This window comes from Corynebacterium sp. LaCa117 (genome assembly GCF_046717765.1).
Lineage (GTDB): Bacteria > Actinomycetota > Actinomycetes > Mycobacteriales > Mycobacteriaceae > Corynebacterium > Corynebacterium kefirresidentii.
Map to the genome: position 1 here is coordinate 41189 of NZ_CP177102.1, position 19360 is coordinate 60548.

The following is a 19360-nucleotide window of genomic DNA, read 5'->3' on the forward strand; positions in this document are numbered from 1 at the left end:
TTAGGCTGCTAGGCACAGGCCCTGATTCGACGAGTGTGAGGCGCGGTCGAGTAAATCGTCGATGCTGAGGTTTAAGGATTGGTGGATGCTGCGAATGACTTCTGAGGATGCTTCTTTCCTGCCACGTTCAATATCTGATAGGTGGGATCGTGACAGGTTTGCTTCATCGGCTACGTCTTGGAGAGTCTTGGATTGTGCTATCCGCGTTTGGCGAAGTGCTTGTCCGATGCGTGTTCGAAGCAAGTCGGGTGTTGGGTCGGTTGATAAGGAAACGAGTGTCAGCGGCATACTCTTACCCTACGGTCAATGTGTAAATCGCGCATAGCGAATTTGTGAATTGAAGTGCCCCGGGTTTTGTTCCGTACCCTCAAATTGACGGCATAGATTCAATCTCCGATGCCCACTTTCAAGGGTTCAGCCCGGTAGCCTCAGCCTGTTGATAAGAGATGCCCTAGCCTTTACTTTATCGGGCGAATGCGCGTACGTCTTACCGCGGGCTGTGGCTAAAAAGCTCGTCCACTGTTGATTGAAGAACATTTGCCACCCTTTTTGCTACCGAAAGGCGCAGATCGGCTCCCTGCTCAGCGGCATAGATTGTTTGGCGTGATACTCCTGCGGATTCCGCAAGTTTCGATTGGGTTAGCCCTTTCCGAATTCGCGTGGTTCTTAGCATGTTGTTTGTTCTATCGGGCGTTTGCATCTTTGTCACTGAGATCAACGGCCTGAGCCACTGCAACACCGCCAAAAACCACCGCTAGCATTGCCAGGCCAGCGTATACATAGATATTGCCCCAACCCTGAGAGTAAAGAGTCACTAGGGCCATCATGATTAAGACGTTTACGGTTGCTACCAGGGTGCGTTGCTTAGTCACATTTCCTCCTCGGATGTCTTTAACGTCGGTGACGTAAATATACTTTACACAATGACAACCATTTAATGCCTAGGAAAGGTCAAATCAACGCTTATTGATCGCTATGAATTTTCCTAACAGAGAGGGGAAAGTCGGTTCTGTAAGTCGATCTTTCCTTTTGGCTCGTTCTTAAAGCAGAAAGCTTGAAAGAGTCTCCAATCTGCTGTTTTGGTTTTCCGGTTTTGGGGTGTGAGTAGAGGTGCTGGGCTCTCTTGGAGAGCGAAGTCGATGAGGTTCCAAAATGCTTTTCACTCGCCCCGTTTCGTGCAGGGGTGGAAGGTTACCGGCCTGACCGAGGGGCTACTGACTTGTCGAATGTGTCGGTGCCAGGTGGTTGGGTTGCTGGATTAGGAGTTAGTAAATCCGCCGGATGGTTTAGTCCACCTGAGTGTGTATCGGTAGTAAAAACGTCGTTGAATGCGGCATCCGGGGAGAACAATTTTGGCTATGTCGCAAATTTCTTTCAGCGACTTTTGTGGTTTTGAAGTCTTCATACCGGGATAATATTCCTCACGATGGGCTTTACTCATCAAACGTACTGGGATGACGAGTGCTCCGGAGATGAACCAGTCGGCCGCAGTTTTGTTGGAGGCAATCCCTATCACGAATAGTTCTCCTCCGGGTGATAGGAGTTCTGCGAGCCGTTTGAGTGCCGGTTCGAGTGGGAGGTGGTGGAGTGTTGCCACTGCCGTGATGAGATCGAACTGCTGTCCTAGTAGTTCTGGGGCGTCGAAAACATCGCCGAGAATTACAGTTGCGTTTGGGACGGTGGCCAGAAGGGCCCTAGCCTGTTTGACTGCATGGGGGTCTGAGTCTATGCCTCTTACGTCATGGACTACCTCCGCGAATTTGCTGACTAGCAGTCCGTCTCCCGAACCAACGTCAAGGACTTTCGAATCCGGCCCCGGGGCAGCGGCGAGCAGTTCAGAATGGTAGGCCGTGTTGTGATTCCAGCGACTTGTCATGGCATGGTCAATTTTACCGAATTGGATGGAGCTGAATTGTCAGAATCCCGCAAGCTAACTATTGGGACAATCGTTCCATTACTAATTTGTAGTTCACTTGCCGCCGCAACAGACTCAGAGGAAGCGCAAGATAATGCGTCCTGCGTTGCGTTTCGTCTATTTCGGTATTTTTTAAGAGACTGAATTAAGAGTGGAAAGGAAATGGAAGAGTTTACGGTTGGGGCTAGAGCAGCGGCATGCAGAGCTTGCAGTGAATGCTGCTCGTCTGTGGTGTGACATGGTGCTTACAACTTACAGTTCTGAAACCGCACCTTGGCGTTCCGAGGAGCCGGAAGGATAAGGCTGTCAATCCAGTTGAGGAATGTCGACCGATAAACCTCTGGGAGATTTTATAAAACAAATGTGCTAATGCTCGTTTGGTCCTGCTGGGCGAGCTTTTTCATGTCCACAGCATGTTCCAGATAAGGGAAGCAAATGGTTTAGCGGTGATTCTGCGGCCTAATTTGCGGCCGATTGAAGCGCCTTAGTAGCGGAATTAATACTCGGGAGATTCCATATCCGCAGCTCGGGAGACACTTTTTGAAAAGCCATGCTGAGCTGCCATCGTGAACATCACACCATGAGCAGTTGAACAAACTGCACCACCGGAAGTAACAAACTCGAAAGGGTATGTTACCTCCGGTTTCTTTCGTTTTCCGGTTTTTAAGGGCCGAGGATTGCACGTGTGAGGATTTAGGGTGTGAATCCCACTGTCGTGGGTTTGATGGAGTAGTCGATGTTGCGGAAGCCATAGCATGAGTTGTTTTCCGCGGAGCATGGGATTAACGCTTATCTAGTGGACGGGGCAAATGTCCTAGTCGAAACCCGAAACGCGGTATTGTCACCTAGTCTCGCGTCCGCTGTTTTGGAAGCATGCCGAATGATGGGGGTATCTCGTCCCCAAAGCAGGGACAGCGCGCCCAGACAATGATCCTATTGCTATGAAATACGTGCGTCGTTTTATAGGCGCTCAAGAGCTAATCCGGAAAGCAGACCGTTGGTGTTTTTGGATGGCGGGGGACGACTTTTCCCCTTCCGACATATCCAAATCGGTGACCCTCAAAGAAGCCGTCACAGTAGTCCAACAGCATAGAAATAGGAGCACTCGCGCAGCGACAAAGAAGCTTGCTGATACGTCACACTTGTTCGGCGAGATACGCCAACCTGCCACAGAGTATGTAGCTATTCCTCGCCACGTTAGTGAAACCCGCAAATACTGGACTGCTCAAATCAACCCTCCCTCAGTAATCTGCGGCGATGCCAACATGCTGGTATCTGACCCAGACGGGCTACAATTCGGCTTCATTTCTTCATCGATGTTCATCAGTGGGCAAAGAACTGTAGGCGGAAGAATCAAATCGGATTATCGTTTCTCCAGCACCCTGACGTGGAATACGTTCCCCGTCCCAGAACTCGATGAAGCTACTCAGAAGCGCATCATCAAGGCTGGCCAAAAAGTCCTCGACGCTCGCGCGCTGCACCCGGATCGCTCACTCGCGGAGCACTATAACCCGCTGGCCATAGCACCAGAACTGGTGAAGGCGCATGACGCGCTCGACCGGGAAGTGGATAAAGCAATGGGAGCGCCTCGCAAGCTCACTTCGGAGCGCCAACGCCTAGAGATTCTGTTCGCCAACTATGCGCGGCTTATAAGAGGTTGATTATCTAGTTTGACGGGGATTTAAATGAAACGCTTGGGGGTTTATACATAGATAGCGATAGGCAATACGGTGATTGAAGGTCCTTCTACACTTGTCTTGAAATCGAGATCCAGCAGTTGGTGAGTGTCTGCCTCTTCGGCTAAAGGGCGAAGGATTTCATCTAGAGCTTCCACCTGCAGTCGGCTAAGCAGTTTGTTTCTCTCCAGGATTGGGACATTCTCTCGAATAGGGGAAACGACTTTGCCCAGAACGGTAAATCTTCCATCTAGTAGCCGATCGAAATCTTTGGATTTGAAATACTCCTTTTCGCAGACGGTAACAGCGGTCAGCGAGTGTTGGCCCGCCCCAATTGAGGCATAGAATTCTTTAGTTTCGGAACCGCGGAAATCCATTCTTATAGCAGAGGTAATGTCTGCTGCAAGTGCCGCCTGGTTCTCCGCCCTAGCGTCATAGATTTCTCTAATACCGCTGATTTTCTCTACTGGGATCTGGGTATCTGCATTAGAAGCTTGCTCTCTAAGGGTGTCTATCTCTTCAAGCCCTTTGGAGCGGTGGATATATCGAGTTATAGCCGCAGTTAACTCAGGGGTAAGGATATCGAGGATGGCGTTAGCCTCGTTAGCTTCAAAGCTAGCCTCAAATTCAATAAAATCTCCCACTTGGAATTCCGAGGCGCTTTCTGAGTTTTCTACCCGAGTTATTAGCTCCTGCCGTCGAAGTTCGGATCGGGCTTGGTCTAGAAAAAATTCTTGGGAATAAACGAATTTTTGGTGGCGGGTTGTAGCGACTTCCTCACTATTTGATTGAGAGTGTGTATAGCTCCCTTGTGCACCGAGGTTGGTTAGCCAGGGAAACACGTTAGCTTTTGCGGCAATTGCGGCCTGTTTCTCGGACCCGTCGCCTTTCCCTGTGGTCGAATTGTTTTCGAACTCGGTAGCTTCCAGTAGTCCTGCTTTGTAAATCTCTTGGATGATGCCAGAGACGAAATCTGCGTTTTGGTAAATGACCACAGTTGGGAGGGAGGGGGTGAGATGTGGGGGATGACTATCCATGTACTAGGCCTATCACATGGGGAAGTGAAGTGCTCCAGGTTTTGTTCCGTTTGAGTAGATGGGAAAATCTTCGAATATGCCAAGAAAATTTGACCGGGATGCGAAGGACCGTGTGGTCCGTCTTGTAGAGGACCGCATCTTGGCGGAAAATATGTCGATGCAAGCCGCGTGCCAGTCAGTAGCTCCAAAGTTGGGGGTTTTATGGCACACGGCTCGTCAGTGGACTTAAGCTTGCCGGTCCTGTGGGGAAACATCCCAGAACCTGTGCCTGAAGACTTGGCTGCGGAAAACGCGAGGCTACGCCGTGAAAATCAAGAGTTACGCGATACTAATGAGCTGCTGAAGGCGGCCTCAGCTTTTTCGCGTCGGAACTCGACCCAAAACGTCGGAAATGATCCGGTTCATTGATGAATACCGGAATTGTTTCTCTGCTGAGTTCATCTGTAAGACGTTGAAGGATAACCGGGCTGGTGGGTTCATCACCTCGCGTGGTTATCGCCAGTTCAAGGCCCGTGGGTTAAGTGCTCGTCGCCTTCGCGATGCTGTGCTGGTTGAACGCATTAGTTCTATTCACCGGGATAATTACGGTGTTTACGGTGTGCGGAAGATGTGGCATGCTCTTCGCCGTGACGGAATTGATATCGGTCGTGAACAAACTGCCCGGCTGATGCGCTTGGCCGGTGTTTCTGGCAAAAGCAAAGGTGGATCACCAATTACAACCCGTAAGTCTAACGTGCCTGATCTGCGCCCAGACTTGGTCGAGCGTGAATTCAAAGCCCAAGGACCGAATAAGCTGTGGGTGGCTGACATTTGCGTATGTGCGCACGAAAAAAGGCTTTGTGTATGCCGCGTTTGTCACCGACGTTTACTCTCGACGAATCGTTGGGTGGGCGTTATCAGATTCCATGCGGACCGAAGCACTGCCGCTGCAAGCTCTCAACCAGGCGATGGTGTGCTGAGGAAACGACAGGTCTCATTCACCATTCGGATCATGGGTCGCAGTACGTGAGCGTGGTCTACAACGAGCGACTTGCCCAGCATGGCATTGCCGCTTCCACTGGGACGGTTGGTGACTTCTATGACAATGCTTTGGCTGAAAATGTTAATGGCTCCTACAAGAACGAGCTGATGCATACTCGCAGGTGGGGTGACGTTGTCGAGGTAGAAATCGCGACGCTCAAATGGGTGTCATGGTGGAACGAGACGAGACTTCACCAAAGCTTGGGATACCGAACCCCAGTCGAAGTGGAAACTGAATTTTGGAAGCAGAACCCGCCGCAAGTAAAAATAGAAATCAAGGCAATTGCCTAGGAACAAAACTCGGGGCACTTCATTCAGCCGAAAAATTGTTGGTGTCGCTACACGCTCGACAATGCGCACCGACGCGCTGCCGATGGAGGCTTTGGAGCATGCGTTAACGACTGCAGGGCGAATCCATGGAAACCAGCTGATTCACCATAGCGATCGGGGCAGCCAGTATGTGTCACTGAAGTATTCCACTGCGCTAGCTGAGTCAGGAATCCGCCCGAGTGTGGGAACAGTCGGCGATTCTTACGACAATGCTCTAGCCGAAACAGTCAATGGTCTCTACAAGGCTGAACTGATTCATGCCCAGGGCCCGTGGACGTCGGTCGGGGAAGTCGAACTGGCCACCTTGCGGTGGGTGCATTGGTGGAACACTAAACGACTTCACGAAGCATTGGACTACGCCACCCCACAGGAAATAGAAACCGAGTACTATCTCACCGAGCCCATCAACACAGGGCCGTAAAAGAAGCGGAACTAAACCCAGGACGCTTCAGTTTCGTAGACGGCGCGGCATGTCGGTGTCAACGTCTAGGAGTATTGAGCAGAGTGACATTTAGCCCGCTGCGTTCGGCTTGGTCGATGTGGATTTGGTTAGGAAACTAGGATGAGGCCGCCGATCCAGCTAAGGAAACGGACGGTGCCAAACGGTGCCAAATGGTGCCAAATGGTGCCAAATGGTGCTACCCTAGTGTTATTGCCACCTGTTACGACAGGATCGGAAGAAGACCCTGGGGCCCAGCCGGACGACTGGACCCAGGGTCTTCGCCTTTCTCTAGAGGGAATCCGGGGTGGGACGGTTGAGGACCACTTTCTCGTGCAGCTTCTCCCAGTACTGCTCTTCCCCTAGATGGACGGAGTTCAGTGCTCCCAGAACGGCATCTGGAATCCAGAGCAGTGGATCATCGCCACCGCGTACGTGTCGCAGTCGGATGCCAGCACTTTGCCCCTGGCCCTGCAGGGCAACTATATGGGCGATGTCTCGCTTGTTTTGTGCTTCTTGCCGGCTTTCCAAAGTGACGTTGTGGACGTGCATCTCGGAGAGCTCGAAGTACATCTGCTCCAGGCATTTCCTGCGGTGTCTCTCCGTCTTCTTGCTCACTTCACTCTGGTGGGTGATGATCGCTTGCATGGAGTCGATCCCAGAAAGGGTGTCCACAATTTTCCGGCGTCGGCTATTACGTTCGTCGGTCCAGTGAAGTTTGACCTGGCCAGGAAGCCGTAGTGGACGCAGCTCCTCGCGTACTTTTTCCAAGTCTTGAGTGTCGATGATGGCTGCACACACCATGTACTCCTGCCGGTCTGGGGGTCTGAGGGCGGAGGACTCATCGATGTAGGCGACTAGCTGGGATTCCACCCTGAAATTGTAGCCTAGTGTTCAAAGACAACTTCCATATGGCGGGATGCAAGCCACGATCGATGTGGTCAGAAACAGCCACCGGGGAACTAGACAGCTGCTGTCTGTATGGAACAGAACCGTCACTACCTCTCGACCTCCCAGAACAACCAGAGGTTGTTGCGGGGCAGAAAATCGGCTACGCGCGTGTTAGTCCCAAAGACCAGAATCTTGACCGGCAAACCGCAGCATTAAAGAAGGAAAAAGTCTTCCGCATCTTCACCGACACGGTGAGTGGCTCCTCCACCCAGCGCCCCGGCTTAGATGGGGCACTGAATTATCTGCGTGCCGACGATCAACTCATCGTAGTCAGCATGGACAGACTTGCCCGCTCCCTTATCGACCTCCACCGCCTGGTCGATGAACTCACCGAACGCGGAGTATCCGTCAAGTTCCTCAAACGCTTAGAGAAACGGTTGTTGATCTGCACAAAGAAAACACGGAGGACAAGCCGCCCTCGCTTTCGGATGGGGATTCGGAATATAATGAGGGTAAAGCACTTGAAAGAGGTGACTCCGACGATGGCCATTCGAACGAATAAGGCAAAGGGCAAGGTCACGGTTAAAGGTGATAAGCCTGCTGCTCGCGTAAAGCTTCGTCGCCGCGACCACATCACGCCTGAATACGCATGGCGCGTTCGCCAGGAAGCCCTCGAATACGCCCTAAAGGTTTTGCCGTAGGTTAGACCCTGTGGATGAGTGGCTCCATATCGGTAAATATGCGCACCTGACTTAGGGCATAAAGAAAGCGCCCGCGTGGGGCGCTTAGCGATGCTTGGGGCCGTCTCGGGGCCGGGGTTGGGTAAGTATTAGGCGGCGATTTCCTTGCTGTCGGTGGGTGTGTCGTCGACGAGGTTGGCAGCGATGATTTCCTTGGTCTGGGTCAGGCTGGTCAGCGATATGTAGCGTTTTTGCTGGATCCACTCATCGTGTTGTTTCGCAAGGACGGCCCCGACCGGCCGGATGACGGCTTCACGGTGTGGGAAGATCCCGACGACGTCGGTGTGACGTCGGATTTCTCGGTTGAGCCGTTCGGTGGGGTTATTGGACCAGATCTTGGTCCATACCGGTTTCGGTGCAGTAGTAAAAGCTATCAGCTCATCGAGTGATTCCTCTAGGTAGTCGGCCAAGTGAGGAAGCTTCTGTCCACAGAACTCTACATGCGGTATTGCAAACCTCCCTTAAGGTGACGCGGGTGAAGTTGATCGGTGGTGGAAGATCAGACAAATGCGCAGGTAATTGAATGATTTGTTTTGTACCGGTTGGAGCCGGTAATCTATAAAAGCCCATTACGGGCAACGCTTGGACGACTATGTACACAGCCCACTCAGGGCTACTGAATTGAAGTGACTTTATTGTCACTACTGGCCAGGATTTTTTCTGGCTGGCGCAGGCTTTATGTCTGTGTTCTCGTGGCACATCCGTGTCGCGAGTCGGTAGCTGTGTGAAGGAGGGCTTGATGGAAATTCCGTCAGCGCATTTTGGCCGTAAGGCCTGTCGGGTAGTGCCCGACGACGCGATTGTGCGCGTCGAATTACGCTTACCTGCGCCATTCGTGGCGAAGCTTTCTGCTGAGTCAGCGAAGCGCGGGTGCTCCATGTCGCATGTGATGACGCAGTGGCTTTCCGAAGCAGGTCGCTTCCGTGGTGATGATAGTCAGGGTGCAGGGGGTGCATCTGTGACCTAAAACTGCTTATCGGACAAATCCGAAAACAAAACAGGGCACAATCCTGCCAGATTGGGCCCTGCGGTCACGAAAATTTTTGTCGAAATTTTCGTGAGTATATCCATTCAACACGTTCTACCTATGTGAAGGAGATGGCTCGATCTTGTCATGCCTAAATGCGTTTTGCAATCGCGAATTTTCCAGTGCTGCCGTCGTCGTGGAATCGGGGTGTGATCATGGGGCGTTTTAAGGCCTTAGCAGCAGCACCAAGCTCGGAACCAACCAAGAATGGTCGAACTGGTGGTACGGCGACGTTGACTGTGGTGGCCGGGGATATAGCGCCTGAGCGTGTGCGACGCTTGACCCGCCGGACCATCCCTGATGCAGATCGGTATGTCCGACTCCGGGAGGTGGGGATCCGGCGTCCTGTAGGCCCGTTGCGTTCGCAGGCAATCGAGAAGGCCGCGCTGGTCCAGGCCCATACGCGCGAGCTTGATGAGGTCGCCGATGCGAAAGCGTGCCGCGTGTTAGCGCGGTATCTCTACGACGAGGGGTTGATATATGGTGTCGTCGATGAGGAAAGGGCCTTGGTCAGGGAGGCGGTCGATCGATGGCTTTTTAGAGATGACGTTTTCAATCGTCGAGCACAGCGCACCTATCGCACTATACTGTACGCCGCAGGTAGGGCACTGTATCCGCACCAGTTTCCAGAGCCGCACCGCTCACGCGGTCCGCGTCGGAAGGCGGTTGCGCCAGCTTCCGAGCCACTGGCAGATGAGCTGTACGCCATCGTGCCCTCGCTGAGTGGCTCTTTGCGCCAGCAGCTGCTCGTGATTTTGGATCTCACCACCGGAGCCGGGTTGTCGGCAGGAGAAATTCGTCGTCTCCGCGGCACCGATATCACTGCGCTAGAACTTCAGGAAAGAACCGTCGTCGTTGTTGCGGTACGCAAAAAGGGCGTGGTAAGTCGAGTGGTGCCAGTCGTGTGCCCGATTCGCGGGCACCGTCTGCTCACCCGCGCCCAAGAGGCGGGCGGTGAGTTCGTCTTTCCCTGTGTGGGACAGACCATGCCACGCAACGCAATATGTCATGTTGCAGATAGGTTGGATGAGCAGGGCTTTCCGCGTTTTAATGCGGCCGCATTGCGAAATCGTTGGGTGGTCGATTTGGCCACAGATCCGGCTATACCCGCAGCAATGCTGCTTAAGCTCGCTGGCATCGCCGATTTGCGGATTCTGCACGACCTGGATGAATCGCTGCCGAACTATTCGGCGGCGGATATCGCGCATGCGCTGCTGCGGACCAAGGAGGCTGCAGAGGTATGACGATCGCACTACAGGAACAAAGGTTGACCTTTTCGCGCACCTACCTGGAGGAATGCGCACAAGTGATCGACAAATCTGGAGCACATACATTCATCGAGTTTTATCGACGGCAGGCAAAAGGAATAGGTGGGCGCAAGCCAACCGGCCCACACTACTCCGTCTTTGCCGTCTTAACGATAGGACTAGCGCTCATTGGTACTCAGCGTGCGCCGTCCATGGCAGAGATCTGGCGTACCCTCTGGGATCTGGATGCCGACACTCAGCAGCGACTGGGACTTGACCTGCACGGATATAGCGGGGAAGGAACCTATCACTCATTCGCCATGTGGCTGACCAGATATCTGGAACCGCTGGATTCTCTACCGGATATCCGTGCCCGCCGAGACAAAAACGGAGCTCATCGTCAAACGATGGCTGCGCGGACCGAGGAGCAGCAACAGGCCTCAGTAGTCGCCAGCGAGCGCCTTCACCATGTTGTTAATGCCATCGTAGCTGGGTCTATCGATGACCCGTCCCCCTCGGGGTACAAAGGCGACGTAGTTGCGGATGAGACGATCATTGATTTGGCTGGTCAGTCCCAAGGGCTGGGCAGCCGCGACGATAAGCTACGCGGTGCAGCCTATTCCGGCGCCTTCTATATCCGCGATCGCGAGGATCACTCCCTGCATGCCGAGGCCGGAAGGCGACGCATCACCAAAGGCGGTGTAGGCCTCGGTGTGACTGCAGTCAGTCGGGTCGGGCCACCCCAGGCGGTCTATGGCATACCGCCAGTAATCACCGCCATATCAATCGACAAACCAAGCTCCGGGTCGGTGACGAGCTTGGAGCGAGCTCTTCGCTTCCACCAAGAAAATGGCTTTGACCAGCGCACGAAACGCGGTCGGATCCCTTTTCTCACCGTGGACATGGGCTACAACGCGAAACGTCAATTTTCTGATGTTGTACTCGATGCGGGGTATGCGCCTATTGTGCGGTATCCGATCTTGTGGCGCACCATCATGGCCTCAGATGCGCCAGGAGCAAATGACATGTCTAGCGGCCCAGTCCAGATCGCAGGTGACTTCTACTGCCCCATGGCCCGTCACCTGGCAGGTGACGGGAAAATCACCCGCCGTACTGTGGATCTTCTCGACGAACCGGACGGTTTCGAGCAGCACGACGCACAGATGGAAGCCCTATTTCCACTGCTGATGGGCACGAATTCGCGTCCGTATCGTAAACGGGCGACCCGCGGTAGACCCAGCAAGCAAGAGGTTGAAGGTGATCTTCCGGTGAAAATCGATCTGGTTTGTCCCGCCGTCCAAGGCAGGGTGAAATGCCCGCTTAAGCCGGCTTCCATGGTTTCTGCCGGAGACGGAGCCCCTACTGTTGCACCGTCCTGGGATGCCACACGGTACCGGTGCTGTTCAAGCTCGAGTATTACTCATACCTACACCCCTGAGCAGTGGAAAAGAGCTCAGTGGGGGTTAGTGCCAGGCTCGTGGGAGCACACCACCTACTACGAATCCGCACGTGCCATTACTGAACAAAGGTTTTCTATTATGAAATCCCACTACGTCACAGGTATGGATAACCTGAAGCGCGGCGTCCGGAGAGAGCCAATGCTCTATATCACCATTGCTCTGTGGATAGCTGCAACGAATCGGGCTATTCAGGATTCATACGCTAGGCGGCGGCCGTCGGAGGATTCGATGAAAAAGCGCCTGCGCATGATTGAAGAAGATCTTGGTCGTACCCCGGTAAAGGCTCCACCTCGAACCTAAAAGGTCTGGAAATTATTTAGCACGCATGTACTAACGCTCGTCCTGCTTCGACAGGGCGAGCTTCTTCTTCCGTCAACGGGAGGGCAAAAGTGAAAAAGTTTGCTCGCAGAGGCCACTTATAGCACGGTCTATCATCGACTTATCGGCCTAGTCGAGGTGGAATTTATTCTCGGGAGATTACATAAGTGCTGCTCGGGAGCTGTACACAAAAATTACCGTGTGACCATGGAATGTGAGCAGCACACCATGAGCAGTTGTACAAACTGCGACACCGGAGGTAACAAACTCGAAAGGGTTCGTGACCTCCGGTTTCTTTGTTTTTGTGAACTTTGGCGGTCGAGGATTGCAAGTGTGGGGATTTACATCCGAACTCCCGCTCTCGGCTTTCGTACTTTTGTTTTCGATGGTGTCAACAAGTCATCTTGCTTGTTGTCTTGATCTGAGGGCCTTGGCCAGGAAACGCTTCGCTGCAGCCACGTTCCGCTTCGGAGAGAGGTAAAAGTCCAGGGTCTGGCCACCGGCGGTGATCGCCCGATAGAGGCAGCATCACCTGCCGCCGACTCGGATATAGGTCTCATCCACCCGCCAGGAACTGGCCTGCCAGTCAGGTACCTGCCGGTACCACCGTGTTTGCTTGTCCAGCTCAGGGGCGTATTTCTGGACCCAGCGGTAGATCGTGGTGTGATCGACCGGCACGCCCCGCTGAAGTCATCATTTCCTCCAAATCGCGGTAGCTCACCCCGTAGCGGCAGTACCACCGCACTGCCCATAGAATGATGCCACGGGAAAAATGACAACCGGAGAAGATACCCATGGCTGTGACTATTTCACGTCGCTCTTCCTACTGCCCCAACTTTGCAACAACACCCTCATGTTTGCCGCCGGTCTATCTGAAAGAATAAACAGGTAAAACCACGTTCCGGCGAACATACGCTAAAGCATATGCTTTAGCGTATGTTGTGCCATATGTTTAACCATATGGTCTGCCATATGGTTAAACATATGGCAAGCGCTGTGGGGCGTATATTCACCCGCCCCATCGCGGTAGCTATGCGTTTTTCAACGCCCGATACACCGTAGGTCTTGAACGGAATTCGTGTAGGCGCAATCAGGGGCTATAAAGTATCGCATTACTTGCATCCAAACCTGTACATTCAGAAAATTGCCTTGGACTGGCGGTAACAGGTACCAGATATGCGTTCGTAAAATTCGCGCGCGTTAATGTCGCTCCACGAAGGTCTGACTCGCTAAGAATTGCGTTCGTAAAATCTGCGTCGGTGAAATCTGCCGATTTCAAGTTAGCCCATGCCACCATGGAGCCGCGAAACGAGCATCCTTTGCATATGCTTCCTTCGAGATTGATATCCGTCAGGTCATAGTTGGACATATCTTTCCCGGAAATGTCTTTCCCAGCGAGCTCCGTGGCCCACGATTGAGGCATCGTTTTGTACATTTGCTATTTAATCTGCGGTGAATTGATAATCCATTGCGGGCAACGGCCTTGGTAGCCAAGGCAGTGGGTGGTTACAACTCCGTAAGGTTTGCCGTCCCTTATCTTGTTGAAGCCAACCACCGTTAATATGTCTGGTGTTGTTGCAAAGTTGGGGCAGTAGGAAGAGCGACGTGAAATAGTCACAGCCATGGGTATCTTCTCCGGTTGTCATTTTTCCCGTGGCATCATTCTATGGGCAGTGCGGTGGTACTGCCGCTACGGGGTGAGCTACCGCGATTTGGAGGAAATGATGACTTCAGCGGGGCGTGCCGGTCGATCACACCACGATCTACCGCTGGGTCCAGAAATACGCCCCTGAGCTGGACAAGCAAACACGGTGGTACCGGCAGGTACCTGACTGGCAGGCCAGTTCCTGGCGGGTGGATGAGACCTATATCCGAGTCGGCGGCAGGTGATGCTGCCTCTATCGGGCGATCACCGCCGGTGGCCAGACCCTGGACTTTTACCTCTCTCCGAAGCAGAACGTGGCCGCAGCGAAGCGTTTCCTAGCCAAGGCCCTCAAATCTAATGCGTCAGCCGGGTATCCCAGAGTGATCAACACCAATAAAGCACCCTCCCTAGCCAGGGCAATCGCCGAGTTGAAGTCAGAGGGAATCTGCCCGCCACCAGTGGAACACCGGCAGGTGAAATACCTCAACAACATCCTGGAAGGCGACCATGGTCGGCTGAAGCGGATCCTCGGGCCGAAAGGCGCTTTTAAGAACCGGACATCTGCATATCGGACGTTGAAAGGGCAAGGCGCGATGTTTGCCTACGGGCAACCGAACCCGGACGCGGTGATCGTCAACCAGGTCTTCGAGACGGCCTAACAACGCCATACGCAGCGGCCGTCAGGGAATGAGAAACTGAGTCTTCGCTGCTCTCCGCCCAACTTAGCAACAACACCATTTCATATCCGCAGCTCGGGAGACACTTTCTGAAAAGCCATGCTGAGCTGCCATCGTGAACATCACACCATCGAAATCCGGAGTTGGAAACACTTTCCACTCCGGTTCTTTTTTATGTCCTAATCGCTATTCTTTTCCTTCGTCCGCAGCATATCCATGCTCATCACGGCGCCGATGATGGCAGCGTGCTGTTGCTCGTTGAGGCCTGGCGTGATGGCCAGGCAATAGGTGTTTTTACCCATGAAGTAGTTGCCTACGCCGGTCCACTCGTTGGTGACGTTGGCAAGCCGGCGGCCCTGGGAAGTGATGGAAAGGTTCCAATCCCAGAAGTCGCCGTGAATTTCGACGTCGGCAAAGCCCTCCATGGTCAAGTCCAACTTTGTCTTGAGCATGGAGAAACGCTTGGTAATGACGGCCATGGGCGCTTCGATTCCCGGCAAGTGCACCTCATAGGTATCCCGCAGAAAATTCGGCGGATCCGAAATCGTCATGACCGTCTGTAGAGGGTTTCCTTCAGCATCCGTGAGTGCGACCTCCAAGCTGCGAGAGGATTTAAACACCATATCTTTAAGACTGGTGGATTGCAGGATCGTGCCCACAGGGGTGCCGTCGATATCGGTGATCATGAACTGATCAGTGAGGAAGGACTTGGTCTGGGTAATTACGAGCTCATCCAGTGTGAATAAATTTTGCGTCATGCCAGCCACTGTAGGGCAGCTGGTGGATTTATTCCTCCTCCCTAGGGGTGGTTTTCTGCTGGCGCATGAGTTCTTGGGCCTCTTCATATGCTCGGGCGCGGTGGGCGGTCATGGTTTGAGCAAAGGTCTGCACCCAATTCTTGTTCTTAGGCGCTAGTGGTCCGGAGGGCTCCGTGGCGGTCCAGGTTCCATCCTCAAAAAGCCAGATGATGTCGCGTGTATGTGGGTCTATGACATAAAAAGCGCGACCATCGGTTTTCACATTGTGGTGGTGCTGGCATAAGCAGGCCAGGTTAGCCGGTGTGGTCGGACCGCCGTCCGCATGATTGATGCGGTGATCTTTCTGGCAGGCCGTGGCCGGGCGATTGCAGCCGGGGTAGCGGCAGGTACCGTCAAATCCTTCTAAGTACGCAGCCATGGCCGCCGGGGTGACGTAACCTTTGACCTTGTGGTTTGGGTCCATCTCCCGGATTTTGGTGTAGGGCAGCGCATTCGAGCGCGCTGGGTCGAGCCAGCCCACGGATTCAATAAACGCCGGAGAATTGGGCACGTCGGTTGCTTTATAGGCGTTGAGAATGATCTCGGGGGCTTGGGTGCGGCCGGTGAGGAGTGCAACGGCGGCGTCGGCAAGCGAGCAATCTAGCTCTAGCGCGGTCTGCCGGATGCACTTATCGACGCTCGCGATAACCGCCGGGTCCGCACTCAAAGTCACCGCCGAGGTGTTATCGCCCCAGTTTTCCATGGTGTAGCGCGGCTGGGTGGGGCCCTGGGTGACGGCCAATGTGTCATCGGCGAGGTTGATGAGCTCGTTGAGTTTGCGCTTGATCTGTGCCTGCGTACGCATGGTCTGGTTCGGCCGGGTAGGGGTGAGGTAGGCGGTGAGCTGCTCATCGATGCGCGCCACTACCTCCGGTGTGGGGTTGCCCAAGCGGTTGAGGGACTTATTGATGGCAATAATCCGGTCGAGGTCTAAGTGATAGAGGCGGTGCTGTAGCGCTTGGAGCTTGGGCAGCTCCTCCAAGCGGTGCAGTGCCATGAGGATATGGCCAATCCGGCCTTCATTGACGCCGGTGGTGCGGTAGAGGGAGTTGGTGACTAATTCGAAATCAGAATCGAGTTCTGGGACTTGGTTCACCCAGAACTCGTATTCCGCCTTTCGCATCTCAAAGGCTAAGCGTGTGGTGGGGTCGGTGGTGTTGGTCGTGGAAAAGTAGGGTTCTTCCATGGCGAATCGTACCTAAATTATCGTGTGAACTTGTGTACGATTCACACCTTATAACACCCCTCGGACACGAGCCCTTTCCTTCGTATTTACGCAGCTCAAGAACTATATTCTGGATCCTTGGTAGGCAGAGGAATTTCGCTTCTTTGTGCCGCATATTTCCTATCCTGTTTGCGTATGAAACGCAGGCCCCAGATAATCAGTGCCCACGTAATGATGGCGATAAGGAGAATGGTCACCGGCCAGTTACCTACAATGATCGCCGAGGCATTGAATAGGGTATGCAGGGCGATACCGGCCAGCCAGAATCCGGCCACCTGCCAGTATCCGTGGCGTGCCCCCGCATAGAGCTTGCCGACGCCCCACGCCGCAACCCCCGTATACAGCGCATGGCTAAAGGCGCCAGTGAAGAATCGTCCGATACCGGTAATGATGACGCCCCAGAGGTCGCCGTCCAAGTTATCGATGGCCGCGTTGAGGATGAACGGCACATTTTCCATGGCGTCAAAACCAAGGCCTACCGCCATGCCGATCGCGGCGGCTTGGTAGGGATGCTTCACGTTTCCAAAAGCCGCAATAATAATAACGACGCCGAGGAGCTTGATGGTTTCTTCCGGAAGCGGCGAGTAGAAGGCCGCGTCTAGGTGGGTGAGCCCCAGCTTGTTTGAGATCCCCACCATTTGGTCGTTGAGGTTAACCACCACCGGCTGGGCGAGCGCACCCCATAGGATGCCCTGCCACATCGGCCGCGGCCTAAACCACCAGAATCCCAGTCCAAGCGTCAAGCCAGCGCAGATGAGCGCACCGATGAGCCCAACCTCGGTAAACCGGCGATCAACAAAGAAAAAGCCGGAAACTACCAGGCCGAAAGCGATAGATAGCCAGTACAGGTTCTTCATGCCTTTTCTACCTCCTGGGCAAGTTCTGCAGCGCGCGGTCCGTGCAAGGAGAGGAACGTGGTGGGGCCATCGCCCTCAATGCTGATGGCTACGAGGCCGCCATCGCTAAGCGTGCGCTTATCCCCGTCGCGGTCGATGTCTCCTTCCGGCATGGCCGTACCTTCCCTCATTGCCCGGAGGTACCGGCGGGTGGCTTGGTCTTTGTCCTGTACGCCGACTTCTTTAGCGCGGATCTGGGTGCCGTCACAGTCCCAGCGTGGTTCACTGCTGGTGGAGCCATCTTCTTCCGTGCAGGATAATCCGGGGATGCGCGCCTGGCCGGCCTGCACCTCAGAGGTGGGGTTGTCGTATATATCTGGCAGGAGTGCATTGGTGCCGTAGATGGCACCAAATATCACGCCCGCCGCGAGGATGAGTGGTGTGCTTTTCATGTACTCAACGCTAGGTATGCCCTGCTCAGCGCGGTATCCTCCGCGGGGAGGATTAAGCCGGACATAGGGAGGATTTCTCCCCCATAAGTTCTGCCAAGCCCTGTGATAGGTTGGGTGCGTGTTTGAGGAGCTAGAAGAAGAAGCGGAAACGAAAGACGAGCCCAGCCGCGTCTGGTGGCAATGGTGGGCACCCATCGCCATCGCTGCTGTTTTCATCGTTATTCCGCCCGCTGTCTACCACCTTGTTTCCGGCCTTGCCCTGCTCATCCTCATGGCCGTGCTGACGGTGATCATTGCTCTTGTCGACGGCGCCACTTTCCGCGCCTCCTGGACCATCTTCAGTGTGGCAGGGCTGGCTTATTTTACCGCCATGTCCCTGTATTTCAATGAGGGAACGTGGATTTACCTCCCAGTGTTTGTTTTCCTGGCATGGGCCGCGAGCAAGCTGGGTGCCGTGGTGGGCTCCAAGGCAGGGAAGAGCTAATGGAGACCTGGCGCCTAGAGCACCCCGAGGTGGGCACTATCGAGGTGCAGCGCGGCTACGATGCCGAATTCGCTGGGCTAGGTGAGTGGCCGAAGAAGGCGAAGGACTATACCCCGGTTCCAGGCGATGCCTCCCTCCCCGAACGGCTCCGGTTGTGGCGGAAGAATCCCAGCCCGCGCCTGCAGATTGTGGTCAACGGTCAGGTACGCAGCCGCCACGATCGGCCTCGTGCGGGCCGGTATTCGCTTAAGAAGAAGATAGAAAAAGACCTCACCCTTTTTGAGAACTCCGCCTCGCGCAGCAAACCTTATCTGGATATCCAAGCCTCTCCCTTGGGCGAGCTTTTAGACGTCTACTACCGCAATGGTGAGGAGGCAGTTGCCCTCGATCCACCGGCCGGCTCACTAGGAGAAAAGCGCCGCACGGCCATGGAGGAAAGCTCCTTTAAGCGGGTGTTGTATCCGCTCCTGGGCGGCTTGGGAAAGTCCGGCTGGGCCATTGGCGTGATCGTGCTTGGTCCGATCATTAGCCGCATCTTGTCTCGGTTATTGCCGGATTGGGAGCTGCCGGATATCGACCTGCCGGATATCGCGCTCCCGGTGCCGGAGTTTCCGCAGATTGAGCTTCCCGTGCCGAATATCGACTTCAACATCGACATCGATCCGCCCGACTGGCTCGTATTCTTGATGGACTACAGCAAGGTGTGGGTGCCGATCATCATTGCCATTGTGGTGGGCATTCAGGCAGTGCGCAATGCCAAGAAGTCGGAAGAAAAGAAGCAACAGTGGCAACAGGGCGGCGCGTATGCTGACGGCCATGAAGATTCACGGCGCGATTGATGCGGAGGGCCGGTGCCAGCATTGGCATTCCCCGCTGGACGTGGTGGCCAATAAGTGCGCCACCTGCGGGAAGTATTTTGCTTGCGCGCTGTGCCACGCCGAGCTCACTGACCATGAGTTTGGGCCCATGCTTGCCGACGCCCCCTCAGTCCTCTGCGGCGCCTGCCGCACCGAAATGAACTACCACGTCTATTCCGCCGCGCCTGCCTGTCCCCACTGCGGGCATAAATTTAATCCCGGCTGCAGCGCGCATGCCGGGATCTATTTTCAGCTAGACCGCTAAGCGGTCCGGCCAAGTCAGTGTC

The 19360-nt window shown here is 54.3% G+C and carries 20 protein-coding genes and 5 pseudogenes; 12 read left to right on the forward strand and 13 right to left on the reverse strand.

Annotation, left to right across the window (positions count from 1 at the left end):
- From ACLI1L_RS00220 to ACLI1L_RS00235, 4 genes are all read right to left on the reverse strand, one after another.
- Positions 1–288, reverse strand: a complete 288-nt coding sequence (locus ACLI1L_RS00220; RefSeq protein ID WP_204610597.1) for a helix-turn-helix domain-containing protein — start codon at positions 286–288, stop codon at positions 1–3.
- Positions 289–487: 199 nt separating this feature from the next.
- On the reverse strand, positions 488–700 hold the full coding sequence (locus tag ACLI1L_RS00225; protein WP_204611392.1) for a helix-turn-helix transcriptional regulator: 213 nt from the start codon (positions 698–700) through the stop codon (positions 488–490).
- Positions 684–872, reverse strand: coding sequence for a hypothetical protein (locus ACLI1L_RS00230; RefSeq protein WP_239194781.1), 189 nt, complete (start codon positions 870–872; stop codon positions 684–686). The genes ACLI1L_RS00225 and ACLI1L_RS00230 overlap by 17 nt, the downstream gene beginning before the upstream one ends.
- A gap of 386 nt (positions 873–1258) precedes the next feature.
- Positions 1259–1876 (reverse strand): class I SAM-dependent methyltransferase, encoded by a 618-nt coding sequence (locus tag ACLI1L_RS00235; protein ID WP_204610596.1) that lies wholly within the window; start codon positions 1874–1876, stop codon positions 1259–1261.
- A gap of 980 nt (positions 1877–2856) precedes the next feature.
- Here ACLI1L_RS00235 and ACLI1L_RS00240 point away from each other — a divergent pair.
- A complete protein-coding gene (locus tag ACLI1L_RS00240; protein ID WP_411707731.1) occupies positions 2857–3576 on the forward strand; it encodes a type IIL restriction-modification enzyme MmeI in 720 nt (239 codons plus the stop codon).
- A gap of 41 nt (positions 3577–3617) precedes the next feature.
- Here the strand turns inward: ACLI1L_RS00240 and ACLI1L_RS00245 are convergent, their stop codons facing one another.
- Positions 3618–4586, reverse strand: coding sequence for a hypothetical protein (locus ACLI1L_RS00245; RefSeq protein ID WP_411707732.1), 969 nt, complete (start codon positions 4584–4586; stop codon positions 3618–3620).
- Positions 4587–4657: 71 nt separating this feature from the next.
- Here ACLI1L_RS00245 and ACLI1L_RS00250 point away from each other — a divergent pair.
- From ACLI1L_RS00250 to ACLI1L_RS00265, 4 genes and pseudogenes are all read left to right on the forward strand, one after another.
- Positions 4658–4857, forward strand: a pseudogene (locus ACLI1L_RS00250) (hypothetical protein).
- A gap of 162 nt (positions 4858–5019) precedes the next feature.
- Positions 5020–5637, forward strand: coding sequence for an IS3 family transposase (locus ACLI1L_RS00255; RefSeq protein ID WP_411707733.1), 618 nt, complete (start codon positions 5020–5022; stop codon positions 5635–5637).
- The gene (locus ACLI1L_RS00260; protein ID WP_411707734.1) at positions 5634–5939 is read left to right on the forward strand and encodes an integrase core domain-containing protein; all 306 of its coding nucleotides are present in this window, start codon (positions 5634–5636) and stop codon (positions 5937–5939) included. The genes ACLI1L_RS00255 and ACLI1L_RS00260 overlap by 4 nt, the downstream gene beginning before the upstream one ends.
- A gap of 22 nt (positions 5940–5961) precedes the next feature.
- Positions 5962–6399 (forward strand): annotated as a pseudogene (locus ACLI1L_RS00265) (integrase core domain-containing protein); the annotation flags it as partial.
- Between the two features lie 309 nt (positions 6400–6708).
- On the opposite strand, the gene ACLI1L_RS00270 reads toward ACLI1L_RS00265, so the two are convergent.
- Positions 6709–7290, reverse strand: coding sequence for a hypothetical protein (locus ACLI1L_RS00270; protein ID WP_408923094.1), 582 nt, complete (start codon positions 7288–7290; stop codon positions 6709–6711).
- Positions 7291–7307: 17 nt separating this feature from the next.
- Between ACLI1L_RS00270 and ACLI1L_RS00275 the strand changes: the two genes are divergently transcribed.
- Positions 7308–8009, forward strand: a complete 702-nt coding sequence (locus tag ACLI1L_RS00275) for a recombinase family protein (RefSeq protein WP_411707735.1) — start codon at positions 7308–7310, stop codon at positions 8007–8009.
- Positions 8010–8137: 128 nt separating this feature from the next.
- Here ACLI1L_RS00275 and ACLI1L_RS00280 read toward each other — a convergent pair.
- Positions 8138–8470 (reverse strand): annotated as a pseudogene (locus tag ACLI1L_RS00280) (transposase); the annotation flags it as partial.
- A gap of 700 nt (positions 8471–9170) precedes the next feature.
- On the opposite strand from ACLI1L_RS00280, the gene ACLI1L_RS00285 reads away from it, so the two are divergent.
- Both ACLI1L_RS00285 and ACLI1L_RS00290 read left to right on the forward strand, forming a co-directional pair.
- Positions 9171–10319 (forward strand): hypothetical protein, encoded by a 1149-nt coding sequence (locus ACLI1L_RS00285; RefSeq protein ID WP_411707736.1) that lies wholly within the window; start codon positions 9171–9173, stop codon positions 10317–10319.
- A complete protein-coding gene (locus ACLI1L_RS00290; RefSeq protein ID WP_284790841.1) occupies positions 10316–12082 on the forward strand; it encodes a hypothetical protein in 1767 nt (588 codons plus the stop codon). The genes ACLI1L_RS00285 and ACLI1L_RS00290 overlap by 4 nt, the downstream gene beginning before the upstream one ends.
- Positions 12083–12517: 435 nt before the next feature.
- Here the strand turns inward: ACLI1L_RS00290 and ACLI1L_RS00295 are convergent.
- Positions 12518–12896, reverse strand: a pseudogene (locus ACLI1L_RS00295) (IS6 family transposase); the annotation flags it as partial.
- 294 nt (positions 12897–13190) lie between these two features.
- The gene (locus tag ACLI1L_RS00300; RefSeq protein WP_049358518.1) at positions 13191–13535 is read right to left on the reverse strand and encodes a pentapeptide repeat-containing protein; all 345 of its coding nucleotides are present in this window, start codon (positions 13533–13535) and stop codon (positions 13191–13193) included.
- A gap of 187 nt (positions 13536–13722) precedes the next feature.
- Between ACLI1L_RS00300 and ACLI1L_RS00305 the strand changes: the two are divergent.
- A pseudogene (locus ACLI1L_RS00305) lies at positions 13723–14404 on the forward strand (IS6 family transposase).
- 197 nt (positions 14405–14601) lie between these two features.
- Here the strand turns inward: ACLI1L_RS00305 and ACLI1L_RS00310 are convergent.
- The 4 genes from ACLI1L_RS00310 to ACLI1L_RS00325 all read right to left on the reverse strand — a co-directional run bounded on the left by ACLI1L_RS00310 (position 14602) and on the right by ACLI1L_RS00325 (position 17732).
- Positions 14602–15180, reverse strand: a complete 579-nt coding sequence (locus ACLI1L_RS00310) for an LURP-one-related/scramblase family protein (protein ID WP_411707737.1) — start codon at positions 15178–15180, stop codon at positions 14602–14604.
- Positions 15181–15208: 28 nt separating this feature from the next.
- Positions 15209–16405 (reverse strand): HNH endonuclease signature motif containing protein, encoded by a 1197-nt coding sequence (locus tag ACLI1L_RS00315; protein ID WP_411707738.1) that lies wholly within the window; start codon positions 16403–16405, stop codon positions 15209–15211.
- A gap of 95 nt (positions 16406–16500) precedes the next feature.
- Positions 16501–17301: a PrsW family intramembrane metalloprotease gene (locus ACLI1L_RS00320; protein ID WP_411707739.1), complete on the reverse strand. Its 801-nt coding sequence runs from the start codon at positions 17299–17301 to the stop codon at positions 16501–16503.
- Positions 17298–17732 carry a hypothetical protein gene (locus ACLI1L_RS00325; protein WP_411707740.1) on the reverse strand — a complete coding sequence of 145 codons (435 nt, stop codon included), beginning with the start codon at positions 17730–17732 and terminating at the stop codon, positions 17298–17300. Before ACLI1L_RS00325 ends, ACLI1L_RS00320 begins: the two co-directional genes overlap by 4 nt.
- A gap of 118 nt (positions 17733–17850) precedes the next feature.
- Here ACLI1L_RS00325 and ACLI1L_RS00330 point away from each other — a divergent pair, with 118 nt between their 5' ends.
- Genes ACLI1L_RS00330 through ACLI1L_RS00340 form a run of 3 tightly spaced genes read left to right on the forward strand, consistent with a single transcriptional unit; the run spans position 17851 to position 19338 of the window.
- Positions 17851–18216 carry a heme transporter gene (locus ACLI1L_RS00330; protein WP_411707741.1) on the forward strand — a complete coding sequence of 122 codons (366 nt, stop codon included), beginning with the start codon at positions 17851–17853 and terminating at the stop codon, positions 18214–18216.
- Positions 18216–19055, forward strand: a complete 840-nt coding sequence (locus ACLI1L_RS00335; protein WP_411707742.1) for a hypothetical protein — start codon at positions 18216–18218, stop codon at positions 19053–19055. The genes ACLI1L_RS00330 and ACLI1L_RS00335 overlap by 1 nt, the downstream gene beginning before the upstream one ends.
- Entirely contained in the window at positions 19033–19338 is a 306-nt protein-coding gene (locus ACLI1L_RS00340; protein WP_411707743.1) for a CHY zinc finger protein, read from the forward strand. The genes ACLI1L_RS00335 and ACLI1L_RS00340 overlap by 23 nt, the downstream gene beginning before the upstream one ends.
- Positions 19339–19360: the final 22 nt, after the last annotated feature.

Coding starts and splice junctions, on each gene's coding strand:
- ACLI1L_RS00340 (WP_411707743.1), top strand. CDS start 19,033: ATGAAGATTCACGGCGCGATTGATGCGGAGGGCCGGTGCCAGCATTGG.
- ACLI1L_RS00315 (WP_411707738.1), bottom strand. CDS start 16,405: ATGGAAGAACCCTACTTTTCCACGACCAACACCACCGACCCCACCACA.
- ACLI1L_RS00320 (WP_411707739.1), bottom strand. CDS start 17,301: ATGAAGAACCTGTACTGGCTATCTATCGCTTTCGGCCTGGTAGTTTCC.
- ACLI1L_RS00310 (WP_411707737.1), bottom strand. CDS start 15,180: ATGACGCAAAATTTATTCACACTGGATGAGCTCGTAATTACCCAGACC.
- ACLI1L_RS00335 (WP_411707742.1), top strand. CDS start 18,216: ATGGAGACCTGGCGCCTAGAGCACCCCGAGGTGGGCACTATCGAGGTG.
- ACLI1L_RS00220 (WP_204610597.1), bottom strand. CDS start 288: ATGCCGCTGACACTCGTTTCCTTATCAACCGACCCAACACCCGACTTG.
- ACLI1L_RS00235 (WP_204610596.1), bottom strand. CDS start 1,876: ATGACAAGTCGCTGGAATCACAACACGGCCTACCATTCTGAACTGCTC.
- ACLI1L_RS00325 (WP_411707740.1), bottom strand. CDS start 17,732: ATGAAAAGCACACCACTCATCCTCGCGGCGGGCGTGATATTTGGTGCC.
- ACLI1L_RS00225 (WP_204611392.1), bottom strand. CDS start 700: ATGCAAACGCCCGATAGAACAAACAACATGCTAAGAACCACGCGAATT.
- ACLI1L_RS00255 (WP_411707733.1), top strand. CDS start 5,020: ATGATCCGGTTCATTGATGAATACCGGAATTGTTTCTCTGCTGAGTTC.
- ACLI1L_RS00290 (WP_284790841.1), top strand. CDS start 10,316: ATGACGATCGCACTACAGGAACAAAGGTTGACCTTTTCGCGCACCTAC.
- ACLI1L_RS00300 (WP_049358518.1), bottom strand. CDS start 13,535: ATGTACAAAACGATGCCTCAATCGTGGGCCACGGAGCTCGCTGGGAAA.
- ACLI1L_RS00285 (WP_411707736.1), top strand. CDS start 9,171: ATGCGTTTTGCAATCGCGAATTTTCCAGTGCTGCCGTCGTCGTGGAAT.
- ACLI1L_RS00240 (WP_411707731.1), top strand. CDS start 2,857: ATGAAATACGTGCGTCGTTTTATAGGCGCTCAAGAGCTAATCCGGAAA.